At 51.6% G+C, this 26075-nt stretch carries 21 protein-coding genes and 1 pseudogene; 11 read left to right on the top strand and 11 right to left on the bottom strand.

All coding sequences use genetic code 11. The features are described 5' to 3' along the window. Positions 1 to 106 precede the first annotated feature (106 nt). A complete protein-coding gene (locus D6029_RS20625) occupies positions 107 to 355 on the bottom strand; it encodes an ElaB/YgaM/YqjD family protein (protein ID WP_120066556.1) in 249 nt (82 codons plus the stop codon). 199 nt (positions 356 to 554) lie between these two features. Here D6029_RS20625 and D6029_RS22890 point away from each other — a divergent pair, with 199 nt between their 5' ends. Beyond that, positions 555 to 803, top strand: coding sequence for a hypothetical protein (locus tag D6029_RS22890; RefSeq protein ID WP_120066557.1), 249 nt, complete (start codon positions 555 to 557; stop codon positions 801 to 803). 105 nt (positions 804 to 908) lie between these two features. On the opposite strand, the gene D6029_RS20635 is transcribed toward D6029_RS22890, so the two are convergent. After that, a complete protein-coding gene (locus D6029_RS20635; protein WP_120066558.1) occupies positions 909 to 1796 on the bottom strand; it encodes an SDR family oxidoreductase in 888 nt (295 codons plus the stop codon). Between the two features lie 129 nt (positions 1797 to 1925). Between D6029_RS20635 and D6029_RS20640 the strand changes: the two genes are divergently transcribed. The 3 genes and pseudogenes from D6029_RS20640 to D6029_RS20650 all read left to right on the top strand — a co-directional run bounded on the left by D6029_RS20640 (position 1926) and on the right by D6029_RS20650 (position 4413). After that, complete coding sequence (locus D6029_RS20640) at positions 1926 to 2822, top strand: AraC family transcriptional regulator (RefSeq protein ID WP_120066559.1); 897 nt, start codon at positions 1926 to 1928, stop codon at positions 2820 to 2822. Between the two features lie 770 nt (positions 2823 to 3592). Continuing rightward, positions 3593 to 4011 (top strand): annotated as a pseudogene (locus tag D6029_RS20645) (recombinase family protein). Between the two features lie 24 nt (positions 4012 to 4035). Beyond that, positions 4036 to 4413 (top strand): hypothetical protein, encoded by a 378-nt coding sequence (locus D6029_RS20650; protein WP_120066560.1) that lies wholly within the window; start codon positions 4036 to 4038, stop codon positions 4411 to 4413. Here D6029_RS20650 and D6029_RS22445 read toward each other — a convergent pair. Together D6029_RS22445 and D6029_RS20655 are read right to left on the bottom strand one after the other, a co-directional pair. Continuing rightward, positions 4376 to 4723 carry a hypothetical protein gene (locus D6029_RS22445; protein ID WP_147365256.1) on the bottom strand — a complete coding sequence of 116 codons (348 nt, stop codon included), beginning with the start codon at positions 4721 to 4723 and terminating at the stop codon, positions 4376 to 4378. The genes D6029_RS20650 and D6029_RS22445 overlap by 38 nt on opposite strands. Before the next feature lie 248 nt (positions 4724 to 4971). Further along, complete coding sequence (locus D6029_RS20655; protein ID WP_120066561.1) at positions 4972 to 5496, bottom strand: lipocalin family protein; 525 nt, start codon at positions 5494 to 5496, stop codon at positions 4972 to 4974. 118 nt (positions 5497 to 5614) lie between these two features. Between D6029_RS20655 and D6029_RS20660 the strand changes: the two genes are divergently transcribed. The 6 genes from D6029_RS20660 (at position 5615) to D6029_RS20685 (ending at position 18039) form a co-directional block, all read left to right on the top strand. Continuing rightward, a complete protein-coding gene (locus D6029_RS20660; protein ID WP_120066562.1) occupies positions 5615 to 6343 on the top strand; it encodes a MerR family transcriptional regulator in 729 nt (242 codons plus the stop codon). Between the two features lie 89 nt (positions 6344 to 6432). After that, on the top strand, positions 6433 to 7392 hold the full coding sequence (locus D6029_RS20665) for a YbgA family protein (protein ID WP_120066563.1): 960 nt from the start codon (positions 6433 to 6435) through the stop codon (positions 7390 to 7392). Positions 7393 to 8252: 860 nt separating this feature from the next. Next, on the top strand, positions 8253 to 13577 hold the full coding sequence (locus D6029_RS20670) for a peroxidase family protein (protein ID WP_120066564.1): 5325 nt from the start codon (positions 8253 to 8255) through the stop codon (positions 13575 to 13577). 10 nt (positions 13578 to 13587) lie between these two features. Further along, a complete protein-coding gene (locus tag D6029_RS20675) occupies positions 13588 to 15327 on the top strand; it encodes a type I secretion system permease/ATPase (protein ID WP_120066565.1) in 1740 nt (579 codons plus the stop codon). A 2-nt stretch (positions 15328 to 15329) separates the two neighbouring features. Next, complete coding sequence (locus D6029_RS20680; protein ID WP_120066566.1) at positions 15330 to 16658, top strand: HlyD family type I secretion periplasmic adaptor subunit; 1329 nt, start codon at positions 15330 to 15332, stop codon at positions 16656 to 16658. A 67-nt stretch (positions 16659 to 16725) separates the two neighbouring features. Beyond that, entirely contained in the window at positions 16726 to 18039 is a 1314-nt protein-coding gene (locus tag D6029_RS20685) for a glycoside hydrolase family 10-like protein (RefSeq protein WP_120066567.1), read from the top strand. A 439-nt stretch (positions 18040 to 18478) separates the two neighbouring features. Here D6029_RS20685 and paaY read toward each other — a convergent pair whose 3' ends face one another. Continuing rightward, a complete protein-coding gene (gene paaY, locus D6029_RS20690; RefSeq protein WP_120066568.1) occupies positions 18479 to 19072 on the bottom strand; it encodes a phenylacetic acid degradation protein PaaY in 594 nt (197 codons plus the stop codon). 9 nt (positions 19073 to 19081) lie between these two features. After that, a complete protein-coding gene (gene paaX, locus D6029_RS20695; RefSeq protein ID WP_120066569.1) occupies positions 19082 to 20014 on the bottom strand; it encodes a phenylacetic acid degradation operon negative regulatory protein PaaX in 933 nt (310 codons plus the stop codon). 426 nt (positions 20015 to 20440) lie between these two features. Here paaX and D6029_RS20700 point away from each other — a divergent pair, with 426 nt between their 5' ends. Continuing rightward, positions 20441 to 20818 (top strand): HVO_A0114 family putative DNA-binding protein, encoded by a 378-nt coding sequence (locus tag D6029_RS20700; protein WP_120066570.1) that lies wholly within the window; start codon positions 20441 to 20443, stop codon positions 20816 to 20818. Positions 20819 to 20845: 27 nt separating this feature from the next. Here the strand turns inward: D6029_RS20700 and paaK are convergent, their stop codons facing one another. Genes paaK through paaG form a run of 5 tightly spaced genes read right to left on the bottom strand, consistent with a single transcriptional unit; the run spans position 20846 to position 26074 of the window. Continuing rightward, positions 20846 to 22162: a phenylacetate--CoA ligase PaaK gene (gene paaK / locus D6029_RS20705; protein ID WP_120066571.1), complete on the bottom strand. Its 1317-nt coding sequence runs from the start codon at positions 22160 to 22162 to the stop codon at positions 20846 to 20848. Positions 22163 to 22184: 22 nt separating this feature from the next. Next, the gene (gene pcaF, locus D6029_RS20710; RefSeq protein WP_120066572.1) at positions 22185 to 23393 is read right to left on the bottom strand and encodes a 3-oxoadipyl-CoA thiolase; all 1209 of its coding nucleotides are present in this window, start codon (positions 23391 to 23393) and stop codon (positions 22185 to 22187) included. After that, complete coding sequence (paaI, locus tag D6029_RS20715; RefSeq protein WP_120066573.1) at positions 23390 to 23815, bottom strand: hydroxyphenylacetyl-CoA thioesterase PaaI; 426 nt, start codon at positions 23813 to 23815, stop codon at positions 23390 to 23392. The genes pcaF and paaI overlap by 4 nt, the downstream gene beginning before the upstream one ends. Next, positions 23805 to 25286, bottom strand: coding sequence for a 3-hydroxyacyl-CoA dehydrogenase PaaH (gene paaH / locus D6029_RS20720; protein WP_120066574.1), 1482 nt, complete (start codon positions 25284 to 25286; stop codon positions 23805 to 23807). Before paaH ends, paaI begins: the two co-directional genes overlap by 11 nt. 2 nt (positions 25287 to 25288) lie before the next feature. Continuing rightward, a complete protein-coding gene (gene paaG, locus D6029_RS20725; protein ID WP_120066575.1) occupies positions 25289 to 26074 on the bottom strand; it encodes a 2-(1,2-epoxy-1,2-dihydrophenyl)acetyl-CoA isomerase PaaG in 786 nt (261 codons plus the stop codon). Position 26075 lies beyond the last annotated feature (1 nt).

The following is a 26075-nucleotide window of genomic DNA, read 5'->3' on the forward strand; positions in this document are numbered from 1 at the left end:
AACAAGGGGGATAATACAAGGTGGGGTTTTGTAGGGTGGATAAGCGTTAGTGTCGTCCACCGTTTACGCAGGATTAAACCAGGGCTGCCATGCGCAGCCCTTTGCGTTATTTACGGCCCAACAAGAAGCCAAATACCACGCCAACAGCGGCTGCAATCGCTAAACCGGAAATCGGGTTGGTGGAAACCTGATCCCGAACATTATCTGTTGCGTCACGCACAGCATAACTGGCTTGCGACGCATATTTCCGAGCTGCACCTTTTAACTCTTCGCCAGGGTTGTTGGTCTGTTTGCCATACAATTCACGTGCGGTACCTGCGGCCTGGTTAAGTTTGTCTTCTGCTTTATCAAACATGCTGAGCTCCTGAAACGTTAAATGTACAGATAAGTATAGTTAAGACGAGTCAGCAGGGAGATTATTAGGATTGTTTACCGAAGCCGTATATCCGGAAATATCACCCCAAAGCATGATTTTTTATTTTGTTTAAATATGCTTTTCTGGTCGGGTTCCTGTATGGAACAGAATCTGTTTTATTTGCTTTGAGGTGGTAAAAATGAGGCTTTATTTTGCTACTGTTCTCATCTACATAATTGCTGTTCCCGCATTTTCTCAATCGCTATCTCCAACAGTCAGGTCGTCTGATGAATTGGCTGACCCAAATGTGGGTATGCATGCGCAATCTGCAGAGCCCCCGGCGATAAAGATTATGAAAACTGACCGTGTGACAAAGTGTTACGATGTTTCTCCCACTGAGCGCCAGCCAGGTCTTAATTGCATTCCCGACGGCTCAACAGGGCGTTAGATGCTAACGCTTTTCATACCCCGAGCCAGTCATCCTTAGGCTGGCTCTTTAACTAAACCCTTGTCACCCGTGCAGCAGCTCCCGCTGGGGGAACTGCTGACAATATTACTTGATAGGCATTTGCTCGAGGTCGGCAATTAGTGATGGACCCGTCGGTTTCCAGCCTAAACGCTGCTGGGTGAGGTCGCTTGAGGCCGACATATCGTGTGTGATGAAGATGTTCATCCAGCCGAAATGCTCGGCGGCCTGGTGCGCAGTCAGGCGTTTTACCGGTAAATTCAGCACTCGTCCCAGCGTCTCGGCGATGGTTTTCATCGGGATGGCGGGCTCGGCCACTGCGTTATAACGGCTATTGGCGGCGTTTTTCTCTAGTGCCAACACATAGAGTCGCGCCGCATCGCTGATATGCACCGCGGACCAGCAGTTCTCCCCTTCATCCACGTAAGCCGAGACGCCTTTCTGCAAAGCCAACTCGACTAGCGACGTGATCAAACCCTGCTTGACAGGGTCATGAACCTGCGACAAACGCACCACTGAGACACTGGCGCCGTGCTCGGCCGCCTTGATGCCACCCAGCTCGGAGGCTTTGCGCGGGTTAGGATGATCCGGGTTGAAGTTCTCCTCGCAGGCTAAGGTGTTCTGCCCAAGTGCGCCAAGCGCGACGCCAGAAGTGATAATCAGCGGGCGAGCTGAGCCTGCCAATTCGTGACCCAGCGCTTCAATCACCTGACTGTCACTTTCACAGTTGGCTAAAAACGTCGAGAAGTCGTGATTGAAGGCGGTGTGGATCACGCCGTCAGCCTGACTTGCACCGCGCCGCAAACTCTCCAGGTCATTAATATCGCCGAAATGGGCTTCGGCCCCCATAGCAGTGAGGTTCTGTGCGCCTCGCTCGCTGCGGGTTAAGCCCAGCACTTGGTGGCCCGCGGCGATAAGTTCGCGAGTGACGGCGGTGCCGATAAAACCGGTCGCGCCGGTGAGAAAAATACGCATGGTGAATTCGCCTCTGATTGGTCAGGACTTCAGCGTCCCGTGGCCTTTACTCTAGATTCTGATCGCTGGACGATCTATGCTGGAAAGTCGCTATTTTTCGTCTAATCGTCCAACCCTGTGAGGCTCAAAATGGATCCTTTGTCAGAATTGCTCGGTTTGCTCAAACCGCAGAGCTATGCCTCAGGTGGCGTGGCGATTGGCCGCGAGATGGCCATTCAATGGCCGGAGCATGCCGGAATTAAGTGTTATGCCGTGGTATCGGGGCATTGCTGGCTCTCAGTTGAGGGTATTGAGGGGCCGGTAAAGCTCAATGCGGGAGACTGTTACCTTCTGCCGCCGGGGCCGTCTTTTGTTATTGCCACCGACTTGCATGCCGCGCCGGTAAACTTCGCTATCCTGCGAGAGGCGAGGCTTTTAGACCAGGGTGTGCTGGGTGGCGGCGAAGAGGAGTGTTTTCTGGTGGGCGGCCATTTTGTGTTGACTGGGCATCACGCCGGTCTACTGCTCGGCTCCTTGCCGCCCGTGGTGCACATCCAGCAAGAAGCGGACAAAGCTGCCATGCGCTGGTCACTGGAGCGTATGGCGCAGGAGGTGCGCGAACCCCTGCCGGGCGGCAGCCTGATTGCCCAGCAGCTGGCTTATATGATGCTGATCCAGGCCCTGCGGCTGCATCTGCACGAGGCTAAAAAAAGCGGCGTCGGTTGGCTTTTTGCTTTAGCTGACAAGCAGTTAAGTACTGCACTGGCTTGTATGCACAATAACCCAGAGCAACGCTGGACTTTAGACAATCTGGCCACGCACGTCGGCATGTCTCGCTCGGCTTTCGCCAGGCATTTTAAGGATACCGTAGGCAGCGCACCCATTGAGTACCTGACGCACTGGCGGATGCTACTGGCCTGCGATCGTTTAAAAAACTCGGCAGATTCTATTGCGCGCATTGCCATTTCTCTTGGCTATGAATCTGAAAGCGCCTTTGGTAAAGCGTTTAAACGCGTTATCGGCTGCTCGCCGAGACAGCATCGATAATCGTATTTATCACTCTTCCTGGGGGCTGATAAACGCGACATTTACGACGAGAGCGGGGTATCCAGAGACTATCTCCATTGAGAAAAACCCCGTTCCGTATGCCGTCATCAGTTTTCATCGTCAGATTCATGATCGTTCAGATGGGACTGTAAAACATCCGCACTCCCGAGACGGACATCTCAATTTAGCTACTACATTGTTAAAGCAAGTTTAAAATGTCACCTGTTTCTCCAAAGTTCAAATGTCACTTCTAAGTCAATCTATTTATACATAATCTTTACATCTTCACCCGGTGACACGGTGCTAATTGGCCTGTAATGTTCAATGTGTGGCATGCAAGCCGCCGGTGACTTAGGCATAAGTTGCTGATGGGTCGAAAAGAATCTCCGAGACTGCCTTGTGGGCAAACTTCTCATTGGCAGGGCCGATGGTGAGGGTTGAAGTTCGTTCTGGAAAGCTCGAAACGTGGGAACAATACCGGTTACGTAAACCACGAACTGTCCAAGGTCAGGGCAGTCTAAATACACCAGGGATTAAATATCTGGGCGCCCAGATCATATCAGAGCTAAAGCGATGAATATTGATCTGAACATTGAGATAAAAGTGGATGCAGCTCGAGTAATTTGGTCCATTACCGGCCTGGTTACTTGCATTGCTAAGTGCCTCGGCTATCTCTAAAAAAATCCTGGGTGGCCATATGACTGCCCAGGTACCAGCCCTCAAACCCCAAAAATGTCGGTGTCCGTGAAGATCGGATTTTTACCGATATAATGTCTGGGGCCACCGATGAACGGGAAGGGTTACAACGGCTGCTTGCCCGGGCCGAAAAAGATGATGTCATAATCTGCACTAACGTAATACCGCCGATATGATCAACATCGTTGATGGGTGCTACAGAAAAGGTATTTCTATCCGCTTCCTTGAAAATGGTCTCAGTACCGAAGGGACAATGGGGAAAATGGTTATACAGATCCTGGCTGCGGTAGCCGAAGCAGAGCGTGAACGTATCCTGGAGCGGACTAACGATGGGCGAATTGCGGCAATGGCTGCCGGTGTCAAATTTGGGAGAAAACCGCACCCAGCAACATCTTCGGTGTTGTCTCTCATAGAACAGGGGCTTTCAATCAAATCCATCCAGGATAAAACGGGTATATCTCGGGCCACTTATTTCAGGTTGAAAAAATCTTAGTAACTAATCGCTTAACGAGGCTCTATGGAAAGCTCAAATATTCAACTTAAAATTAAAATATATATACCTAATATTGAATATTGGTCAAACAGTGAAAATGCTGTAGCAGCTAAAGAAAAAGACAGATCGTTTTGGGCAAGCCTGAAAAAGGAATTTGATGATGATAATTCTTGGGTTGGGCGTGTCAAATCGGAAAGCGACGATAATCAGAAGTTGGAATTAGCTTTAAAATACATACCACTCCCGCAAGCGTTTAAAGAGTCTGCTATTGCATTAAGATCTTTGATTAAATCAAAAAAGAAAGACAGCGCTCCATATATTGATGAACTGTACTTCCTATATTGGCTAGCATCAATAAAATCATTTAGCGTGCCTTATTCTCAACTGCTTGGTGAACCTTAAAAGCGAGGGTGCAACACGACCTTTTGCCTGCGGGCTGTTTGCACAGATAGAGAGAATGTTCATCTGCTGCATCGAATCCCATATCACCCATAGTTTTGCCTTTGTTGCAAAATGCAGCCATAGCATCCATGAATTTTTTTGGGTCAGCTTTATACTCACCGAATGCAACAATAGAGTCGATGCCATACTGGCTGGCCGGATGGTTATCACAATCTTTATTAATGCCCAGTGAATCGGCATTTGCTGAACATGCGAATGGCAGCAGGGTTAGACTTATCGCAGTAGTAACAGTAACAAGCAATAGTTTCATTTAAATCAGGTCCTAAAGAAAAACAACAGGACGACCCGAAGTGCAGATAAAAAGCCGCAAGACATTTCAGCCGTTATGCGAACCAGGCGGCAGATGAACGAACATATTATGCAAGATAAGACCAACCACGAAATCACTGGATTCTGTCTTATCTTACACTGGTGCGCATAATGTATATTATGTTAAATAGACTTAACCCCATCAAAGCCAGGCAATACCGTCCGATATTACCTGCCCTCAACTCAGTGTTACTGCTTCACCCAGACCAGTTGATCGACCTTGAAGCCCAGGCTGCGCGCCGTGTTCAGGTAATCCTGTTTTACAGAATCCGGGATGGTTTTCGTTCTCGACAGAATCCACAAGTAGTCACGGTTCGGGCCACTCACTAGCGCGTATTGATAATCGTCATCCAACTTGATGACGTTATAGCCGCCGTAGAACGGTCCGAAGAATGACACTTTCAACGCAGCGGTCGTTGGTGCGCCAGTGAATGAAGCTTTTCCTTCGCTTTCATTCCACTTGTTTTTGATCGGATCATATCCGCGATTGAGCACGCTAATTGCGCCATCGCTGCGTTTGCCGTAGGTCGCGGTGACTTGCTCAAGGCCGCGCTCAAAACGGTTTTCGAGACGGGCAATCTCATACCACTTTCCAAGATAACGGCTGGCATCAAATCCTGTAATCGGCTTAACGCCTTTTGGTGGCGTGGGAGATTTACAAGCAACCAGCGTCAGTGCGACAGCAACTCCGGTGACAATTGGCCATATCTTCATGAGAACTCCTTTCATCTTCACGACTGGAATTAAAGTGTAGTGCAAACATCCTGCACTTCATTCAAGCGGGTGATATTCGTAGTATATTGAGAATATTCTCTGTTCTCAGGTGAGCCTTATGCCCTACTCCATCGGTGAATTTGCCCGGCTTTGCGGAATAAACGCGACCACTTTGCGCGCCTGGCAGCGTCGTTATGGCCTGATCAAACCGTTGCGTACCGATGGCGGGCACCGCCTTTATAGTGATGATGATGTCCAGCAGGCACTCAAAATTCTCGACTGGGTGAAAAAAGGTGTCCCCGTTAGCCAGGTAAAACCCTTGCTCGCACGCCCTGAATCAAGCCACACAAATAACTGGCTCAGTCTTCAGGAGAGCATGTTACAGCGGTTGAAAGAGGGAAAAATCGAGGCACTACGCCAACAGATTTATGACGCGGGCCGCGAGTATCCGCGCCAGGAGATGGTCACTGAAGTCCTTCGCCCGCTGCGCAGCAAAGTCTCGGCCAATGTACCGGCGATAATGACTCTGCGAGAAATACTCGACGGTATCATCATTTCGTACACTTCATTTTGCCTCGAAGGCGATAAAAAAACGCCGGGAGACAATTACTTAATCACCGGCTGGCATCTTACCGACCCATGTGAAATCTGGCTCGAAGCGCTCAAGCGTACCGGCCAGGGCCATCGCATCGACGTGCTTCCCGTGCCGCCTGCCATGCTGGCCCCAGAGATTTTCCCGGATCGAAAATGGCTGCTGGTGACCACGGGTAAACTCACCGCTGCGCGCAAAAATCAGATCGAACTCTGGCAGCAACAAGTCGCTTCGCTCGACGTCATTGCGCTCTAAAACCCTTTATCTAAACTTGTACAAACACTATTATTTGTCTAAGTTTTAATGATGTGATTACCACATTGTTTACAGCCGGGGTGAGATTCATGAGCACAAAACCAGTCATTGGAATTAGCGGATGTTTAACCGGCTCCGCCGTCCGGTTTGATGGCGGCCATAAACGAATGGGCTTTGTGATGGACAACCTCGCTCAGTGGGTGACGTTTAAACCCATCTGCCCGGAAATGGCTATCGGCCTGCCCGTTCCGCGCCCTGCACTGCGCCTGGTTCAAACCACAGCCGGTGACATTCGGATGCGTTTTAGCCACGCACCTCATGATGATGTCACTGAGAAAATGGCGACATTCGCTGACGCCTTTCTCTCACAACAAGAAGGTTTGTCGGGATTTATCGTCTGCGCAAAATCGCCGAGTTGCGGCATGGAACGCGTGCGCCTTTATGATGAAAAAGGCAATCGCGGACGCAAAGAAGGCGTGGGTCTGTTTACCGGGGCGTTGCTGGAGAAATTCCCCTGGCTTCCCGTTGAAGAAGATGGCCGCCTGCACGATGCAGTCCTACGTGAAAACTTTGTCGAGCGGGTTTTCGCCTTACATGAGTTGAACACTTTGCGGGCCAATGGTTTGACACGCCGCGCCCTGCTGGATTTCCACAGCCGTTACAAACTCCAGTTGTTGGCGCACCATCAGCCAGGCTATCGGGAAATCGGGCCTTTCGTCGCCTCGCTTCACGAATGGGAAAACCTTGATGCCTTCTTCGTGGAATACCGCGAAAAACTAATGGCGATCCTGAAAACGCCTGCGTCACGGAAAAATCACACCAATGTGCTGATGCATATCCAGGGTTACTTCCGTAAACAGTTGAACACCCGCCAGCGTGGTGAGTTAAGCGATGTGATTCTGCATTATCGCGATGGATTGTTGCCGCTCCTCGCACCGCTGACACTTTTAAAGCATTACCTCGGCGAGTACCCGGATCGCTACTTAATGACGCAGAACTACTTTTCTCCCTGCCCCGAAAACTTGTGCCTGCGCCTGTCGGTGAACTGAATCGGTATGTAAAAATGAGTGCGCTACGCGAATTCTGAACTTTTGGCAGACCCTTTTACCCGCTAAAATTCACGTAGCGCTTCGTTTTTTTAGCGCTTTTTTGAGCAGCGTGATCTTTTTCAAAACACCCGCAATGTTTTCCCTGATGAGAATTAATTCAATTTCCTCTCTCGTTTTATTATTTAACGTGAAACATGAATGTAAAGAAATGAAAACTTTAACTCTTAATAGAGTTAATGATAAATCTTCTCGTCTTTATATCTGTGGCTGATTTTAAATAAACCTTTAATTAAGCATTCAGCTATCAACCTGTAACTATCAATAAGATACGATATTATGCATTGTGCTATATTTTCTCATAAGCGTGTTTATTACCCTTCTATGCTGACTCAACTAATAGTGAGGACGCTCAGCATCTGGTAAGTAAAAGTAAAAAATGATTCAAATTCTAATATTTTCATGAAAAAGCATGAGTGAAGTAATACAGAGAAACACCATAGTTTGATCATAACAAAAGTGTAATGTGAGACAAAATCTCAAAACTCTTACCGTTGCTAACGTTTGATTTTTAAACCTGACCGCCTTGAATGCATTCGCAAATTCAAAAGGCTAAGGCCGTCTGTCGCTCTTTTCACGATAACTTTTTGGCACTAAATAAATATCGTTACTTCGCTAAGTATCAAACAAGGAGAATAACTCTAATCAGGCTGGTAATAGTTTCAATTAAATAAAAGGGATCTTTGCCAGGCAATAAAACCAGATAACTCACGTTATCGAAAATGGTTCATTCTTCTGTTGATTATTTTAAAAGCAGAAACGAGTGATGTTAGCTTATACAGGTAAAGAAAGAGGTAATATTTATGGCCTCACAATATGACTTTACGGTCACGCTTCACGATCTTGCTTTTATTCTCAAGCAGATCAAAATATCTGAAGCAGCAACTAACCCCGACGGCAGTATTAATGGTGACGCCCTCCGTGATTTAGTCTCAAGCCCACTGTTACCCTACGGAATACGCACAGTAGATGGTTCCTGGAATAACCTCCTCCCCGGTCAGGAACTTTACGGTTCTGCCGACCAGACCATGCCAAGATTAACCGCTCTGAACTGGCAAGATGCGGACGCCATGACCAGTTACACCCAACTCGGTGGCATGGTTATCGATGCCGATCCGCGAATTATCAGTAACTTAATTTCTGATCAAACGGACTCCAACCCAGCAGCGGTTGAAGCGCATAACGGGTTATCAGATGCACCCGGCGGCGGAACCACCTCGGCAAACGGCAGTTTATCGATCCCTAACCTGTCGCCCGATGTCGGCCTTTCCCCTGCTTTCAACGGCTGGATGACCTTGTTCGGTCAGTTCTTTGACCACGGCCTGGATTTGATTCCGAAAGCAAATAATGGCGTGGTATTCATTCCATTACAGCCAGGCGACCCCTTATATGTCACAGATTCGCCCAATAACTTCATGTTATTAACCCGGGCAGCCGTAGATGCCAATCATGATACTGTAAACCTCACCACTCCCTTTATAGACCAAAACCAAACCTACACCTCACACCCTTCCCATCAGATATTCATTCGCGAATATGTCTTTATTGATGGTAAACCCGAACCGACGGGTAATTTATTAGAAGGTGCCAGCGGTGGATTATCAACCTGGGCAGATGTCAAAGCTCAGGCTGAATCGTTCCTCGGAATTAAACTCACCGATCAGGATGTGTTTAATGTCCCGTTATTAGCCACCGACCGTTACGGCAATTTGATATTAAGTGAAAATGGTAAAGTGCAAATCGTTACCACCACGGGATTAGTTGAAGCCAACGGTGACTTTTTACCGGCAAATACCATTAGAACGGGTCATGCTTTTTTAGATGATATTGCCCACACCGCCGCGCCAAAAGCAGGTCTGGTCGCTGATGACGATGATGCCATTGGTGGCGTTCAGGCACCGGGAACTTACGATGACGAATTACTCGACCGCCACTTTATTACCGGCGACGGACGCGGCAATGAAAACATCGGCTTAACGGCAGTCCATGCGGTATTTCACGACGAACATAACCGCCTCATAGAACAATATAAAACCACCATTCTCGAATCCGGTGATATTGACCTGATCAACGAATGGCTGATGCCTTCGCACCAGATAACTGAACTCCCGGCCGATACCAGCACGTTAGTCTGGAACGGCGAATATCTCTTCCAGGCGGGCCGTTTCACCACGGAAATGCAGTATCAACACCTCGTCTTTGAAGAGTTTGCTCGCACCGTGCAACCTGCGGTCGATCCTTTTGTCTTTTCAAACAGCGCAGATATTAACCCGGCCATTTTTGCGGAATTCGCCCATGTCGTTTACCGCTTTGGCCACTCGATGCTTACAGAAACCGTGGCGCGTACCGATATTGATATGCAAAACGGCGACATTGGCCTGATTCAAGCGTTCCTTAATCCTGTTGCTTTCAACGAAATCAACGGTGTCACGGTGACCGATGAACAGGCGATTGGCGCGATTGTGCGCGGTATGTCGCGGCAAGTCGGTAATGAAATTGATGAATTTATTACCGATGCCCTGCGCAATAACCTTATCGGGCTGCCGCTTGATTTAGGGGCGCTGAACATTGCTAGAGGCCGTGATACGGCGATGCCAACGCTGAATCAGGCTCGCGAGCAGTTCTATGAATTAAGTGGCAACAGTGAGTTACGGCCTTATACCAGTTGGGGGGATTTCACCACTTACCTGAAAAACCCGGCTTCCATCATCAACTTCATGGCCGCTTACGGCCAGCATGAACTTATTCTGAGTGCCACTTCCCTGCAAGGGAAACGCGACGCAGTAAACTTCTTGCTGTTTGGCGATGGGACAAATCCACCTCCTGCTGATGCGATGGATTTCTTCAATAGCACCGGAGCATGGGCGACGAAAGAAACTGGCCTGAACATGGTCGATTTCTGGATTGGCGGCCTTGCGGAACGCAAAAATGAATTTGGCGGCATGCTCGGTTCCACCTTCAACTTCGTCTTTGAAACGCAAATGGAAATGCTGCAAGACGGCGACCGCTTCTACTATTTGAGCCGTGTTCAGGGCCTGAACATGCTCAATGAACTGGAAGCTAACTCGTTCTCGGCACTGGTCATGCGCAACAGCGACCTGGGCGATAGCAACTCATCTCATCTCCCGGCGGGTTTATTCCAGACTCCCGATCATATTTTCGAAGTGAATAAGGCGCTACAAACTGAAGTCGATCCGAAATGGGGCAATCCGCTGAAAGACTTGCTGACACCGCTGTTAGTCAGGCGTGCAGCGACGCAGGACGTTGACGGTGATGGTGCCGCCGACGGCGGATACCTTAAATACACCGGAGATGGGCATGTGGTTCTCGGTGGTACAGCCGGTAACGACACGTTAATCGGCGGCAAAGGTATCGATAGCCTGTGGGGCGATGCTGGCGATGACCGACTTGATGGTGGCGACGAAGCTGACGTGGTTCACGGCGGTGACGGCGATGACATTATTACCGACACCGGCACGCCAGTGGGCGATGCTGACTTCCTGCACGGTGACGCGGGTCACGATGTCATTTTCTCCGGTAACGGTAACGACCTGGTATTCGGCGGCAGCGGCAGCGATTTTGTCGTCGTGGGCGAAGATGCTCAGGAAGTCTTCGGTGGTCGGGATAACGACTTTATTCTGGGCGGTTCGGGTGCAGATGCCCTGCTCGGTAATGAAGGCGATGACTGGCTGGAAGGCGGCGACGGGTTTGACTCACTGACGGGGGAAAACTCCGAGCTGTTCTTCAACAGCACCATCGTTGGCCACGACGTGCTTAACGGCCAGGGTAACGACACGGACTACGATGGCGAAGCGGGCGACGACATTATGGTTCAGGGCGCGGGTATTCAACGCAACAATGGTATGGCCGGTTTCGACTGGGCAATCCATAAAGGCGACCCGCATGGCGCGAACTCCGACCTCGGTATTCCTATCTTCGTCAACCAGCAGGAATTTATCCTGCGTGACCGTTTCGACCTGGTTGAAGGGTTATCGGGCTGGAAATACAACGATGTGTTGGTAGGCACCGAACAACCCCTCGGGACGGCGCCAGTGCTGGGAACGCCGCTGTCCAATAATCTGACTCAGGAAGGTGCTGACCGGATCACCGGGCTTCAGGAGATTCTCGGCGTTGCACACCAGGCCGACCCGAATGCCGTGTTGGTCAACCCGGATGATGGCAGCGATATTTTACTCGGCGGCGGCGGCAGCGACCGCATAACCGGTAAAGCAGGCAACGACATTATTGACGGTGACGCATGGCTGAACGTGCGTATCGCGGTCACGGGATTGCCGGGCATCACCAGTGTCGACAGCATGAACGAGCTGAAATCTTACATGCTGGCTGGCACCTTAAAGCCCGACCAACTCGCGATTGTGCGAGAAATCCTCCACGAAGGTGATGGCACAGAAACTGACGTTGCAGTGTATCGCGACATCAGCAGCAACTATGCCTTTACCCGTATGGCGGACGGCAGCCTGCGAGTCGACCACGCTACTCCTGATGCGGCATTGAATCTTAATGACGGTATCGACCGCCTGCTGAACATCGAAAAACTGGAGTTTGGCAACGGTGATCAACTGTGGGTCACGGCGCAACAGGCCACCGGCAATCTCTCAGTCAGTACCGCCACGCCTCAGGTTGGCGATCTGCTGCGCGTGAACATTGCCAATTTGCAGGATGGTAACGGCCTTGCGGCGGATGTGGCGATAACGCTGACCTGGCAGGCATTGGTGGCTGGTCAATGGCGTGATCAGGCGGTCGGTGAAGAGTTCCGCGTGCCTGGCTCGATTCAGGGTGCGCCTGTTCGCGTAGTCGCCACGTTCAACGACCGGATGGGCGATGCCGAAAGACTCGTTTCGGGACAAACTCAGGCAGTCGTGCCACGGGATATGCCGACAACCGGCCTGCCTGTGATTAGCGACGCCACGCCAACCGAAAGCCTGGTGCTGACCGCTGTTGTCTCTGGCATTGCTGATGCCGATGGCTTGAGCGGCGGCAACTTTAGCTACCAATGGCGCATGAGCAACGGTAATGGTTTTACCAACATTGTCGGTGCGACTGCGGCAACGTACACGCCAACCCAGGCCATGGTCGGCAGAACCATACAAGTGGTTGTCACCGTGGTGGATGACGAAGGCAACCCTCCGGTGATTCTGACCTCTACCACCACTCAACCGGTTGGCGATCTCATCATCGGCACCAACACCGGCAACGTTCTCACCGGCACAGCGTGGAGTGACATTCTGCGCGGCGAAGGTGGCAACGACACCCTGAATGGCGGCGCGGGTGATGATTTGTTGGTCGGTGGCACGGGTAGCGACACCCTTTTGGGTGGAACCGGCAACGACACTCTGCAAGGGGACGCGGGCGACGATGATCTGGATGGTGGCCAGGGTGCGGATTCCATGGCTGGCGGTGACGGCAACGACACCTATATTGTTGATAACGCGGGCGATGTTGTTATCGAGGCGCTTAACGGTGGCACGGACGTCGTTGAAACCAGCTTCAGCAGCTACGTGATGACCGAAAACGTCGAACAACTGGTGTTTACTGGCGCGGGTAACTTCGTCGGCACCGGGAATGCGACGGCTAACATCATGACCGGCGGTAACGGTAACGACACGCTGTACGGGATGGGCGGCAACGACCAACTGAACGGTGGATCAGGGAACGACACTCTGGACGGTGGCGACGGCGTCGATAATCTGCAAGGCGGAATTGGCGATGACATCATGCTGGGCGGCGCGGGAGTCGATACCCTTTCCGGCGGAACGGGTAACGACAGGCTCAACGGCGGCACGGGAAATGACACATTAGACGGCGGCACCGGAAATGACATCTTCGCCTTCAGCGCAAGCTTCGGGCAAGACCGCATCAACGGTTTCGACAGCAATGCCACAGGTGGCCAGGATTTCCTGGATCTCAGTCTGATGGGCATTACAGCGGAGAACTTTGCCAGCAGCGTGGCGATTACAGGCAATGCTGGCAACACCTTCGTGACCGTCGGTGCGGACGTAATCACTCTCGTGGGCGTGAATTCAACCACCGTCAATATTGGTGATTTCATTCTCGAAATACCGTCAAACTTTGCCGCAAATAACGGCAATAACTCACTGATCGCGTAAGGAGAACAACATGTCGCGCCAGCATACGCCAACAGAACTGAATAACGCATTAAAGGGAACCAAGCCGACCTTTATAATGCTCCTGTTTTTTAGTTGTGTGATTAATATGCTTATGCTGGCGCCGGCAATCTATATGTTGCAGGTTTACGACCGCGTTCTGGTGAGCAAAAACACCACCACGCTGCTGATGTTAACCTTACTGATTGTCGGCATTTATATTGTGATTGCGATGATTGAATCGGCCCGTTCCAGCGTGATGATAAGGCTCGGTAACCGGCTGGATGTTAAATTAAGCCAGTTGGTTTTTAATGCTGCCTTTAAACGAAAGGTGGCAACCGGCGAAAATAACCCGGCACAATCCCTCGCCGAACTGGATCAAATTCGCCAGTTTCTTTCCGGCAGTAGTTTATTTGCTCTGCTAGATATTCCATGGACTCCCGTTTATTTACTGATGGCATTTCTGGTTCACCCGTTGCTTGGATATCTATCTCTGGGTGGCATTTTAATACTCTTTATTCTGACCATCGTGTCGGAAGTTTCGACCAAACGCCCTATCCAGCAAGCCCATTCGCTGACCATCAACAACGCCACCAAACTCAATAAACAATTACAAAACTCCGATGCCATTGAAGCGATGGGAATGCTTTCTACCCTTAAACTCAACTGGCAGGATCAACACAGTAAAGTGTTGGTTCTGCAAACCCAAATCGCTGATAAAACCGCAAATTTAAATAGCCTGAGCCGCTTTGTGCGCGTGTTATTACAATCTATTGCCCTGGGCGCTGGCGCATTATTGGTGATCGGCGGGCATATTACACCGGGGTTAATGATTGCCGCGTCCATTATTCTTGGACGCGTGCTGAATCCGGTTGAACAAATCATCGGTAGCTGGAAGCAGTTCGTGCAGTTTCGTAGTGCCTGGGGCCAGATATCGACACTCTTGAAAGAGTACCCGGCACCGAAAGAAGTCCTGACTCTCCCGCGCCCGAAAGGCAATATCAGCGTCGAAAGTGTCTTTGCCGCCGCACCCGGCCAACAGGCACCGCTGCTGCGTAATATTTCATTCCAGCTCGAAAAAGGCGAAGTGCTGGGCATTATTGGCCCGTCGGCATCCGGGAAAAGCTCGCTGGCAAAATTGCTGGTCGGCATCTGGAAACCGCTGTCCGGGAAAGTTCGTCTTGATGGCGCGGACATTTGCCAGTGGGATAAAGAGTTGCTCGGCCCTTCCATTGGCTATCTGCCGCAAGATGTTGAATTATTTGATGGAACTATCGCGCAAAATATCGCCCGATTTACCAATAACGACAGTACATTGATCGTCGAAGCCGCCGCGCTGGCGGGCGTACACGATATGATTTTGCGCCTTCCCCAGGGTTACGACACGCCACTCGGCGCGGGTGGGCATCAACTATCCGGCGGCCAACGGCAGCGTATTGGCCTGGCGCGTGCGGTATATAACAACCCGGCTTTTATCGTGCTCGATGAACCAAACGCCAACCTCGATGACGCGGGCGAATTTGCCCTGGTTAAAGCAATAAATACGCTGCGCACTCAGGGGCAAACCACAGTCATTATTTCGCATCGCCCGACCTTACTCGGCGTGGTCAACAAAGTCTTACTGCTCAACGAAGGTGCTATTCAGGAATTCGGCACCCGCGATCAGGTCTTCGCAAATCTACGACAAGCCAACATCCTAAAACCGGTAGCGACCCCTGCTGCATCGGCCAATGAACAGCAACGTGAGGCCTGAAAATGAAAAAGAATAATGCCGAAACTGAACGTGCCGGAAGTGTCGATACCAGAATCTGGCCACCTATTCTTCGCGGGATTATCGTGATAGTGCTTGGCGTTGGCGGCTTCTTGCTGTGGGCGATTCAAGCGCCGCTCGATGCCGGTGTGGTGGCTGACGGCACCGTCACGGTGTCGAGCAACCGCAAAACGATCCAGCACCTTAGCGGTGGTCGAGTCACCGATATCTTTATTAAAGAAGGTGATGTGGTTAAGAAGAATCAGATATTGGTCCGGCTGGATAAAATGCAGCTCGATATGCGTTTCAGTGCATTAAACGCACAATTTATTTCAGCCAAAAGTAACGAAGATCGTTTGCTGGCGGAAAGAGATGGCCTGGAAACCATTGCTTTCGATACCACCCTGACGCAGCAATTTGCCAATAATAAGCGTCTGGCGGAAGTCAGAAACCTCCAGGAAAAATTGTTTGATACGCGGCGTAAAACGATTCAGGACGAATTATCCATGATTCAGGAAACACTCGATGGCCTGGTCGGGCAGACCGACAACTTAAATAAAATAAAGGGCTTTCGCGATCACCAGTTCACGTTAATCAGCCGTGAACTCGGCGCGATTCGCGCACTCAGTGAAAAGAACTACTACCCCAAAGCACAATTGCTGGTGCTGGAACGCGAAGCGGCTGAAATATCCAGCAGTGTCTCGGAAGATATTCTGAATATTGCCAAACTCAAATCGCAGCAGAATGAATTGAAAATCAAAGCGTATCAGGTTCGCCATCAATATCTGCGTGAAGTGGAATCTGAGTTATCGGAAAAGCAAAAAGAAGTCGCCATGCTGGAAGATGAATTAGTGTCCACACGGCATGAACTGGATAATACGGAAATCCGCTCGCCCATTGATGGCATCGTGCTGGACGTCAAAGTCAGCACCGTCGGCGGTATTATCCAGCCGGGCGAACACTTAATGGATATTGTCGCCGCCGGGCAACCTCTGCAAATCGATGCCAAAATTCCGGTACATGCCATTGATAAACTCGCGCCGGGACTGATGGTGGATGTGTTATTCCCTGCCCTCAACCATGCTTTATTGCCGTCGGTTCCTGCGCGTGTATTAACGATTTCGGCTGACCGTTTAATGGATGAAGTCACGCAGCAACCTTATTATCTTGCGGAAGTGCAAGTATCCCGTGAAGGCGTGCAGTTGCTGGGTGATTACAAAATTAAAGCCGGAATGCCCGCCAGCGTCACGATAAAAACCGGGGAGCGGACATTCTTAAGCTATCTGTTCAAACCTTTAATTGCACGCCTGGAGCTGGCGTTTAAGGAATACTGACACTCCGGCGGTTTGCTGATAATCTTGCAGGCCACGCCTTTCAGGCACCTAAAAGAGCCAGCATAAGATGAAGTTAACCGTTAAACGAACTGGAACGCTCGTTGCGTTTGCCCTTTTGCTTGCAGGTTGTACATCAAAACCACCGCAATCTTTGGTCACACCCTTTCCCCCGGTGGCTAAAAACCCTTTACCCACGCAGGGGAAAAGTAACGAGCCGGTGCGCGGTGTCTGGCTGGCGACCGTTTCACGTCTTGACTGGCCGCCGATTTCTTCTGTTAATGCCAGTCGCGAAAATCGAATTAGCCAGCAACAAAAAGCGTTAACCGACAAACTGGATAAGCTCAAAAACATGGGGATCAATACCGTGTTTTTCCAGGTGAAACCGGATGCCACGGCGCTTTGGTCATCAAAGATTTTGCCATGGTCGGATACGTTAACCGGCCATATTGGTGAAGATCCGGGCTACGATCCGCTGCAATTTATACTCGATGAAGCGCACAAGCGCGGCATGAAAGTCCACGCCTGGTTTAACCCGTACCGTGTGTCGACGAATACCAAACCGTCGACCGTGGCAGAACTCAATAAAACCCTATCGAACCAGCCGCCGAGCGTCTTCGTGCTGCATCGCGACTGGATTCGCACCGCCAACGATCGCTACGTACTCGACCCAGGCATCCCGGAGGCTCGTGACTGGATAACCAGCATCGTGGCTGAAGTCGTGGCGCGTTACCCTGTTGATGGCGTCCAGTTTGACGATTATTTTTATTCCGAAGCGCCCGGCGCCACGCTCAATGACGCTCAAACATTCCAGAAATACGGCCAGGGATTCGCTTCAAAAGCCGACTGGCGCAGGCACAACACGCAACTGTTAATTGAACAAGTTTCTCGCTCCATCAAACAGTTAAACCCGAATGTTGAGTTTGGCGTCAGCCCGGCTGGCGTCTGGCGCAACCGTTCACACGATCCTTTAGGTTCCGAAACTTCCGGTGCGGCGGCTTATGACGAAGCCTTTGCCGATACTCGCCTGTGGGTGCAAAAAGGATTACTGGATTACATCGCGCCGCAGGTTTACTGGCCTTTCTCCCGCAAAGCCGCACGTTATGATGTGATCGCAAAATGGTGGGCGGACGTAGTAAAACCGACCCATACCCGCCTGTATATTGGCGTGGCGTTATATAAAGTCGGCGAATCCACTAAAAACGAACCTGAATGGACTGTTCGCGGCGGCGTGCCTGAGCTGAAAAAACAGCTCGATTTAAATGAATCACAGCCAAATATTAACGGCACGATTTTGTTCAGAGAGGATTATTTCAACCAGCCTCAGGCTCAGGAAGCGGTGAGATATATTAAAGAGCGTTGGGGAAATAGTTTAACCCTGTAATTTTGATACTTTATCTTGATGGGCTGCGGAGATAATCTTTCGCAGCCCTTTTTATGACATATTAAAAATAACAGCCCCCCAATTTATTATTTAATTAATATGAGTGGGTATGTTGAATGGTTGTTGGGAACAATAAGTGAACAATATTGAAGAAAATGTGAAGAACTAAAAATTGAGTTTATTCTGGTTGTCCCAGTTTCATATAACCCGATAATCAATTGCAATATTCACAGTGAAAAGCGGTACCCACACATGAAGAAATTTGCATTGATTATCAGCAGCATAGTAATTGTTATGAGTCTTTCAGGCTGTATCTATCACGACGGTGGCCGCCATCACGGTTGGCATCATCACCACCACTATCGTTAATTAACGAAAATAAAAACAACAAATCCCGATTATTTGGGTTTGTTGTTTTTATCAACAAAGATGCAGTTTGTCATACGCCTTTCGGCTGGTACGAACTGCTCATGGTTTTTGCATCGCGACCGGGTTCCACCTCACGCAATGGTTCGACCTGATGCATCGTTTGCTGGCAGCGAATCACCAAATCCTGATATTCACGGGTGCCTTTTTTCTTCCACTCGAGTTCATCGGGGCGCAACTCGCGCACGAACTTTGCCGGGCTGCCGAGGATCATTTGGTTAGCGCCAAATTCCGCCCTGGCTTTTACAAACGCCGTGGCACCGACAATGCTGTTCTCTCCAATTTGTGCACCATCGAGAATCACCGCGTTCATGCCAATCAGCGCATTTTTGCCAATTAAACAGCCGTGCAAAATCGCACCGTGGCCGATATGCCCGTCTTCTTCCACGACAGTGTCCTGTTCAGGGAAACCATGCATCACGCAATTATCCTGCACGTTCGCCCCGTCTTTAACGATGATGCGCCCAAAGTCGCCGCGTAAACTGGCATTTGGACCGATATACACACGGTGCCCAAGCACCACATCGCCAATCAATACCGCAGTGGGATGCACATAACTGTCTTCAGGGACGACCGGCGTCAACCCATCAATTTGATATATCGGCATAATTTCTCCTTAATCACTCAAATTAAGTCCGCCAAAACGCTGGAAATAACCGCTCCCCGGCTGCGGTAGATCGCCCACCGACGTTTCGCCATGTTCAGTGACAAACGCCAACGCACCGGGTGCAACACGTTGATAAATATTGATGCATAACTGACGGGCACTTTGCCCCTGCCAGTGCGGCGGCAACAGTTCATCAGGCAACAGTGGATCTTTCAGCACCACGCGGCGATAGAAATGGATCAGCAAAAGCTGAATCTGGAAACAACGCAGCGGGGTCAGCTCGCTTTCATCAGCTTCGCGCAGCAACGGCAACAATGGGCGGAACGAATGAATAAACTCACCGTAACGTTCGTTTTTATCGGTCAGCAGCCAGCACTCTTCGACTCGTGCTTTTAACGCGGTTTTAGAGGCCTGCAACGGAGAACTGGCTTCAAAACACATCACGTTATCCGCCACGCCCGCTTCATGCAGCAGGCTTTGCACATCCGCCAGGTTTTGTGACGGCGACGCCATCAGGCTTGGCGCAAGCGTGCCAAACCCCTGCCAGATCAACTGTTTCTTGACTTGTTGCAGCGTGCTTTTCTCAAGCCCTTCGGACAGCAACAACAGCCATTTCCCGTCCCATTCCGGTTGCCCGGCACGGTAGATTTTCGCTTCTGCGCGGCGCGTCATACGCTGGCCCATTTCGGTCAGGCGGTAAAAGCTGCGCCGCCCAACGCGTTCCACATCAAGCCAGCCCTCTTTATTGAGCCTGAACAGCGAGGTGCGAACAAAACGGTCACCGAAACCGAGGGATTCCAGCATTGTCGACAAGCTGCCGAGCCAGATTTCTCCGCCGCGATGCGCCAGCGCATCACCATACAAAGAGACAATCAGCGACGTTCCACTTATCGGAACCGCGCTCACGGCCTGCTGAATAAACTGTTCCAGTTTGTTGCTCATAAATCGCCTGAAAATCCGTTTAAAACCTTCAATAGATAAAACATAGCACAACAAAGGCAATAAAAATCATACTATTAGCAATGTGATTCACATTTTTGTAAATTCTTAAATAGTTGAAGTGCTTATGGGGTGTCGTCGAGGGTGTCGCGGCGGTAAATATCCCCAAACTTTTGAATTTTGCGAGGCGCTTCCACGATGTTTATCTCGCTTATTGTGTGACCATTTTTTCCCCTTCATTCTTCCGTTGCATAAAACTCAAACCAATATTATGATTGGGTCATAAGTAAGGATTTTGTTCGATGGAAAGAGAAGATTTTGGCTTACGGCGTCCGATAAAGGTCATTTCTATGAATTTTCCTCAGCGGAACAACTGCTGGAAGATTTTTTTAAGCATAGTGAAGAGATAATTAAACGAAGGAGAAAGCGATGAAGGCAAGAATCGGAATCATGCAAAATGCACTTATCCAAAAACATATGCTGGCTATTGTGTCCGGAAGGTATCAGCGGCCACCGGATGAACCTAAAATTTGGTTCACATCAATCAACGCGTTAGGTCAAATCCTTAACCCTGAAAACATCGCACTCTTGCGACTGATAGCCAAACATCAGCCAGAAACTATCTCTGAACTGGCAGCGCTCTCCAACCGGCAGCTCAGTAATTTGTCCGTTACCTTGCAAACCCTAAACGGTTACGGCTTCGTTGAGCTAATCAAAACCGGTCGTAAAGTTACCCCTAAAGCGCTATATACCGACTTTGAAATCATTGTCGACAGCGCCCTTGAAGCCCGCATCAACGCCGCATAATTAAGCCCCTTTTCAGGGGCCTTATCTTTACTGATTCGCCGCCTGGCGCAAATCACAAACACGAATCGCTTTGCCTTCCGAACGTGGCAGGCTGCCGCAGTTCGCAATGGTGACATCGGTCGAAATCCCCACCATTGATTTAATGCGGTGGCGCAACTGGTGGCACACCGAGCAGCGCTGTTCATGGCTCAGATGCAAACTGCTTTCTTTTAATTCTACTTTGACGGACAGCGTGTCGAGATGGCCGTCGCGATGCACTTCGAGTTGATAGTGCGGTGCGAGATGCTCGAACTTCACAATCTCTTCTTCCAGCTGTGACGGGAATACATTCACACCACGGATAATCAACATGTCATCCGAGCGCCCCGTGATGCGATCCATACGGCGCATGGTGCGAGCAGTGCCCGGCAACAAGCGAGTCAGATCGCGGGTGCGGTAACGGATCACCGGTAACGCTTCTTTGGTTAGCGTGGTGAACAGTAATTCGCCCTGCTCGCCGTCTTCCAGCGGTGCGCCGCTGATAGGATTAACGATTTCCGGGTAGAAATGGTCTTCCCAGATGGTCGGGCCGTCGGTGGTTTCCAGACACTCCATCGCCACACCCGGCCCCATCACTTCTGACAGGCCATAAATGTCCAGCGCGGTGATCCCAAGGCGGCGTTCGATTTCCCGACGCATCGCGTTAGTCCACGGTTCCGCGCCAAATACGCCCACACGCAGCGAGCAATCCCGCGCATCGCCGCCCATCTGGCGTTCCAGTTCTTCAATCAAATTCAGACACCAGGATGGCGTGACCATAATCATATCCGGGCGGAAATCGCGGATCAGTTGCGCTTGTTTTTCAGTCTGCCCGCCAGACATCGGGATCACTGTAGCGCCGAGGCGTTCAGCGCCGTAATGCGCACCTAAACCGCCGGTAAACAGCCCGTAACCATAGGCGACGTGAATCTTATCTTTTGGCGTGCCCCCCGCTGCGCGCAGCGAACGGGCAACAATATCCGCCCAGGTGTCGATATCTTTTTGCGTATAGCCGACGACCGTGGGTTTACCTGTGGTGCCGGAGGACGCATGAATACGCACGATCTGCTCCATCGGCACCGCGAAAGTGTCGAACGGATAGTTGTCGCGCAGGTCTTGTTTGGTGGTGCAAGGAAAGAGGCGAATATCCTTCAGCTCTTTAAAATCATCAGGATGCACACCCGCCGCATCAAACTTGCGTTGGTACATCGGCACGTTGTTGTAGGCGTGATTAAGCGTCCATTTCATGCGCTGCGTTTGCAGGGCTTGCAGCTCATCAACTGACGAGGTTTCAATCGGTTCCAGCTTTGTAGGAGAGGTTATCATTATAGGTTACTCGCAGGGTTGATTAGCTCACACGCTCAAGGATCAGGGCAATGCCCTGACCAACGCCGATACACATCGTACACAGAGCGTAACGCCCTTTGCGGCGATGCAATTCGTGGCTGGCGGTCAGCGCCAGTCGGGTTCCACTCATGCCTAACGGATGGCCTAATGCGATCGCTCCGCCGTTGGGATTAACCTGTGGGGCGTCGTCAGGCAACCCCAGTTGGCGCAACACGCCCAACGCTTGCGCGGCAAAGGCTTCATTCAGTTCGATAACGTCCATGTCGTTGATAGAAAGCCCCGCCAGTTCCAGCACTTTGCGTGTAGCCGGTACTGGCCCAAGCCCCATCAGGCGCGGCTCCACGCCTGCTGTTGCCATCGCCACAATGCGCGTTTTCGGCGTTAAACCGTGGCGCTGTGCAGCGGCAGCACTGGCTATAATCAGCGCGGCGGCGCCATCGTTCACGCCAGACGCATTCCCCGCGGTGATCACGCCGTTTTTACGAAATGGCGCTTTCAGCTCGTTCAGTTGTTGCAGAGTTGTTTCCGGGCGCGGATGTTCGTCTTCGCGAATTTCCGTCACCATGCCTTTCTTTACTTTCAACACAACCGGCACGATTTCCTTTGCCAGTACGCCATTTTCAAGCGCCTGCTGCGCTCGTTGCTGGCTACGCCAGGCAAAGGCATCTTGATCTTCACGGCTAATATTTAACAACTCAGCTACATTCTCCGCCGTTTCGGGCATGCTGTCAGTACCAAAGTGCTCAGCCATGAGCGGGTTCACAAAACGCCAGCCAATGGTGGTATCAAACATCTCCGCCTGGCGCTGGAAAGGCGTGTTGGCCTTGCCCATCACAAACGGTGCGCGGGACATAGACTCCACGCCTCCGGCAATCATCAACTGCGCATCTCCGGCCTTAATCGCCCGCGCCGCAAAACCTAACGCATCCAGACCCGAACCACACAAGCGGTTGATGGTGGTGCCGGAAAGTGTTGGTGGAAGCCCTGCCAGCAGCGTCGCCATGCGCGCCACATTGCGGTTATCTTCACCCGCCTGGTTGGCACAGCCGAGAATCACGTCGTCCACCGCGTTCCAGTCCAGATTCGGGTAACGCGCCATTAATTCTTTCAGCGGAATTGCGGCTAAATCGTCGGCCCGCACCGAAGAAAGCGCGCCGCCGTAGCGGCCAATCGGCGTGCGCACACCGTCACAAATAAATGCGTCAATCATAGTTTGGCTCCTGAAACAGTCGTCCCGATACGGTGCGAACGCCCACGAAACAGCGCCACCGTTTTCTCATGTTGGTTAATGATTTCAATGTCATACACCCCGGTCTGCCGCCCTTGGGTACGCACCTTCGCAATCGCGGTTAGCGTGTCACCTGCGATTCCAGGCCGCACAAAATCAATACTGCAACCGGATGCCACCGCCGCCAGCCCCTGGCTGTTGCAGGCGTAAGCAAAGGCGGTATCGGCCAGCGTAAACAATTGCCCGCCGTGGCAGGTCTGATGGCCGTTGAGCATCGCCTCGGTGATGGTCATTGTCAGGCGGGCAAAACCGTCGCCCATCTCCTGAATCTCAATGCCCATCTGCTGTGCGCAGTTGTCGCGAGCGTACATTTCCCGGGCGTTCGCCCATGCATTAATGCTCATGTTGCGTCTCCAGTAGCGTGCGTTGGCGCAGTAATGACGTTGGGCGATAGCGCTCTTCGCCGTAATGTTGTTGCAGGTTTTCCATCAGGCGCAGCACGTTTTGCCAGCCGAGTTCAGCTCCCCACGCCAGCGGGCCGTGCGGGTAATTCACGCCCAGACGCATGGCGGTATCAATGTCCTGTTCGCTGGCAACGCCTTTCTGAGCCGCGTCCGTCGCTTCGTTGGCTAACATGGCGACCGTGCGCCACACCAACATGCCGGGGTAGTCGGCGATCATCAGCACCTGTTTACCTTGTTGCTGGAAGAAGTGAATCACTTTGGCATTTTGTTCCGCGCTGTTATTTGCCGCAGCCGCCAGCACAACCAATGGCGAACGCTGCCAGTCGTTGACTAAATCCAGCAGCACGACCGGGCGTTGCAGGCGTTTCGCCAGTTGCGTTGCGCTTTCACCTTGCGTGACCTGAACCCAGACTTCGTCCAGTTCGGCATAAGAATCGGTGACAACGTCACCTGACTCGCGATTATTCAACCAGGCCGCACGACCCTGGCGATGAATCTGGTTCGCCCCAGCGCTGGCAGGCTCTGCCGGGAGATACGGCAGTTCTTCGTTTAACGGCCAGCGATACACACCCTGCCCGGTTTTTTTACCCAGCCGTTTGCCGAGCACCAATTCTTGTTGAATCAGCGACGGCAAGAAACGGCGTTCCTGCCAGAAGCCGTTAAACACCGAGCACGTCACGGCAAAGTTCACGTCCTGGCCGATCAAATCAGTCAGGGCCAGCGGCCCCATTGGGAAGCCGCCGCAATCACGCAATGCCGCATCAATCACTCCCGCAGGCGCAACGTTCTCTTCCAGCGCACGCCAGGCTTCGGCGTAAAACGGACGCGCCACGCGGTTGACGATAAACCCAGGCGTTGAATGGCAGCGCACCGGCTGTTTTCCCCAACGCAGCGCCAGCGCGGTTAAGCTTTCCAGCACCGTTGGGGACGTTTCCAGCCCGCTCACTACTTCCACCAGTTTCATCACCGGAGCCGGGTTAAAGAAGTGCAGCCCAGCCACGCGCTGCGGGTGTTCAACGCCGCTGGCAATCGCGGTAATGGAAATCGATGAAGTGTTGCTGGCAAAAATTGCTTCGGGCGAACAGACCGCTGCCAGCTCACGAAAGATCGACTGTTTAATGTCGATTTGCTCCGCAGCGGCTTCAATGACCAGGGCCGCATCCGCCAGTTCACCGAGTTCCTGCGCCGCTGTTAAACGGCTGACGATGGCGTTTTTATCACCCTCCGCCAGTTTCCCTTTCGCGACACGGGCGCTAAGAGAAGTGGCAATATTGTCGATAGCCCGCCGTGCCGCGCCGTCCTGAATGTCATAAATTTTGACTGTGTGCCCGGCCTGCGCCGCAACCTGCGCAATGCCCGCGCCCATGGTTCCGCTGCCAATTACGGCGATAATAGAATGTGGCGTCAGCATGATTATTTCCCCTTGAACGCGGGTGTACGTTTTGCCAGAAATGCCGATACCCCTTCGCGATAATCTTCGCTGCGCCCTGCAAGCCGCTGGTAATCGCGTTCGAGTTCGAGCTGCTGATCCAGTGTGTTGGTTTCGGATGCCAACAGTGCTTTTTTTACCAGGCCCAGGCCAAACGTCGGCTGGCTGGCAAAATGCGTAGCGAGCTGGCGCGCGGTGTCGGTTAAGGCTTCATCATCCACCACCTGCCAAATCATGCCCCACTGATGCGCCTGTTCGGCGCTGAGTTTGTCCCCCATCAGCGCCAGACCCATGGCACGCGCACGTCCGGCCAGACGCGGTAAAGTCCAGGTGCCGCCGCAGTCAGGAACCAGCCCCAACTTGCTAAAAGACATAATGAAATTCACCGAACGCGCCGCAATCACGATGTCGCACCCCAGCGCCAGCATCGCTCCGGCCCCCGCTGCCACACCGTTTACCGCCGCAATCACCGGCTTTGGCAATGCGGCCAGGCGCTTGACCAGCGGGTTATAGAAGTTTTCTACCGATGCGCCTAAATCTGGCGCTTCCCCGGACGGATCAACATTGCGGTCGTTTAAATCCTGCCCCGCGCAAAATGCCCTTCCCGCGCCGGTTATTAACAGGCAACGAATGGTGTCGTCGCGCTCGGCCTGCGTCAGCACTTGCGCAAGCTGGCGGTGCATTTCGTCGTTAAAACTGTTCAGGCGCTCCGGGCGATTTAACGTCAGCGTCATCACGCCGTTTTGCACGTCACTGAGAATGAAATTCATA

This window comes from Buttiauxella izardii (genome assembly GCF_003601925.1).
Lineage (GTDB): Bacteria > Pseudomonadota > Gammaproteobacteria > Enterobacterales > Enterobacteriaceae > Buttiauxella > Buttiauxella izardii.

Coding starts and splice junctions, on each gene's coding strand:
- paaG (WP_120066575.1), bottom strand. CDS start 26,074: ATGAATTTCATTCTCAGTGACGTGCAAAACGGCGTGATGACGCTGACG.
- pcaF (WP_120066572.1), bottom strand. CDS start 23,393: ATGATTGACGCATTTATTTGTGACGGTGTGCGCACGCCGATTGGCCGC.
- paaY (WP_120066568.1), bottom strand. CDS start 19,072: ATGCCGATATATCAAATTGATGGGTTGACGCCGGTCGTCCCTGAAGAC.
- D6029_RS20660 (WP_120066562.1), top strand. CDS start 5,615: ATGCCCTACTCCATCGGTGAATTTGCCCGGCTTTGCGGAATAAACGCG.
- D6029_RS20640 (WP_120066559.1), top strand. CDS start 1,926: ATGGATCCTTTGTCAGAATTGCTCGGTTTGCTCAAACCGCAGAGCTAT.
- D6029_RS20680 (WP_120066566.1), top strand. CDS start 15,330: ATGAAAAAGAATAATGCCGAAACTGAACGTGCCGGAAGTGTCGATACC.
- D6029_RS22890 (WP_120066557.1), top strand. CDS start 555: ATGAGGCTTTATTTTGCTACTGTTCTCATCTACATAATTGCTGTTCCC.
- D6029_RS20650 (WP_120066560.1), top strand. CDS start 4,036: ATGGAAAGCTCAAATATTCAACTTAAAATTAAAATATATATACCTAAT.
- D6029_RS20670 (WP_120066564.1), top strand. CDS start 8,253: ATGGCCTCACAATATGACTTTACGGTCACGCTTCACGATCTTGCTTTT.
- paaK (WP_120066571.1), bottom strand. CDS start 22,162: ATGATAACCTCTCCTACAAAGCTGGAACCGATTGAAACCTCGTCAGTT.
- paaH (WP_120066574.1), bottom strand. CDS start 25,286: ATGCTGACGCCACATTCTATTATCGCCGTAATTGGCAGCGGAACCATG.
- D6029_RS22445 (WP_147365256.1), bottom strand. CDS start 4,723: ATGAAACTATTGCTTGTTACTGTTACTACTGCGATAAGTCTAACCCTG.
- D6029_RS20635 (WP_120066558.1), bottom strand. CDS start 1,796: ATGCGTATTTTTCTCACCGGCGCGACCGGTTTTATCGGCACCGCCGTC.
- paaX (WP_120066569.1), bottom strand. CDS start 20,014: ATGAGCAACAAACTGGAACAGTTTATTCAGCAGGCCGTGAGCGCGGTT.
- D6029_RS20685 (WP_120066567.1), top strand. CDS start 16,726: ATGAAGTTAACCGTTAAACGAACTGGAACGCTCGTTGCGTTTGCCCTT.
- D6029_RS20655 (WP_120066561.1), bottom strand. CDS start 5,496: ATGAAGATATGGCCAATTGTCACCGGAGTTGCTGTCGCACTGACGCTG.
- D6029_RS20665 (WP_120066563.1), top strand. CDS start 6,433: ATGAGCACAAAACCAGTCATTGGAATTAGCGGATGTTTAACCGGCTCC.
- paaI (WP_120066573.1), bottom strand. CDS start 23,815: ATGAGCATTAATGCATGGGCGAACGCCCGGGAAATGTACGCTCGCGAC.
- D6029_RS20700 (WP_120066570.1), top strand. CDS start 20,441: ATGAAGGCAAGAATCGGAATCATGCAAAATGCACTTATCCAAAAACAT.
- D6029_RS20675 (WP_120066565.1), top strand. CDS start 13,588: ATGTCGCGCCAGCATACGCCAACAGAACTGAATAACGCATTAAAGGGA.
- D6029_RS20625 (WP_120066556.1), bottom strand. CDS start 355: ATGTTTGATAAAGCAGAAGACAAACTTAACCAGGCCGCAGGTACCGCA.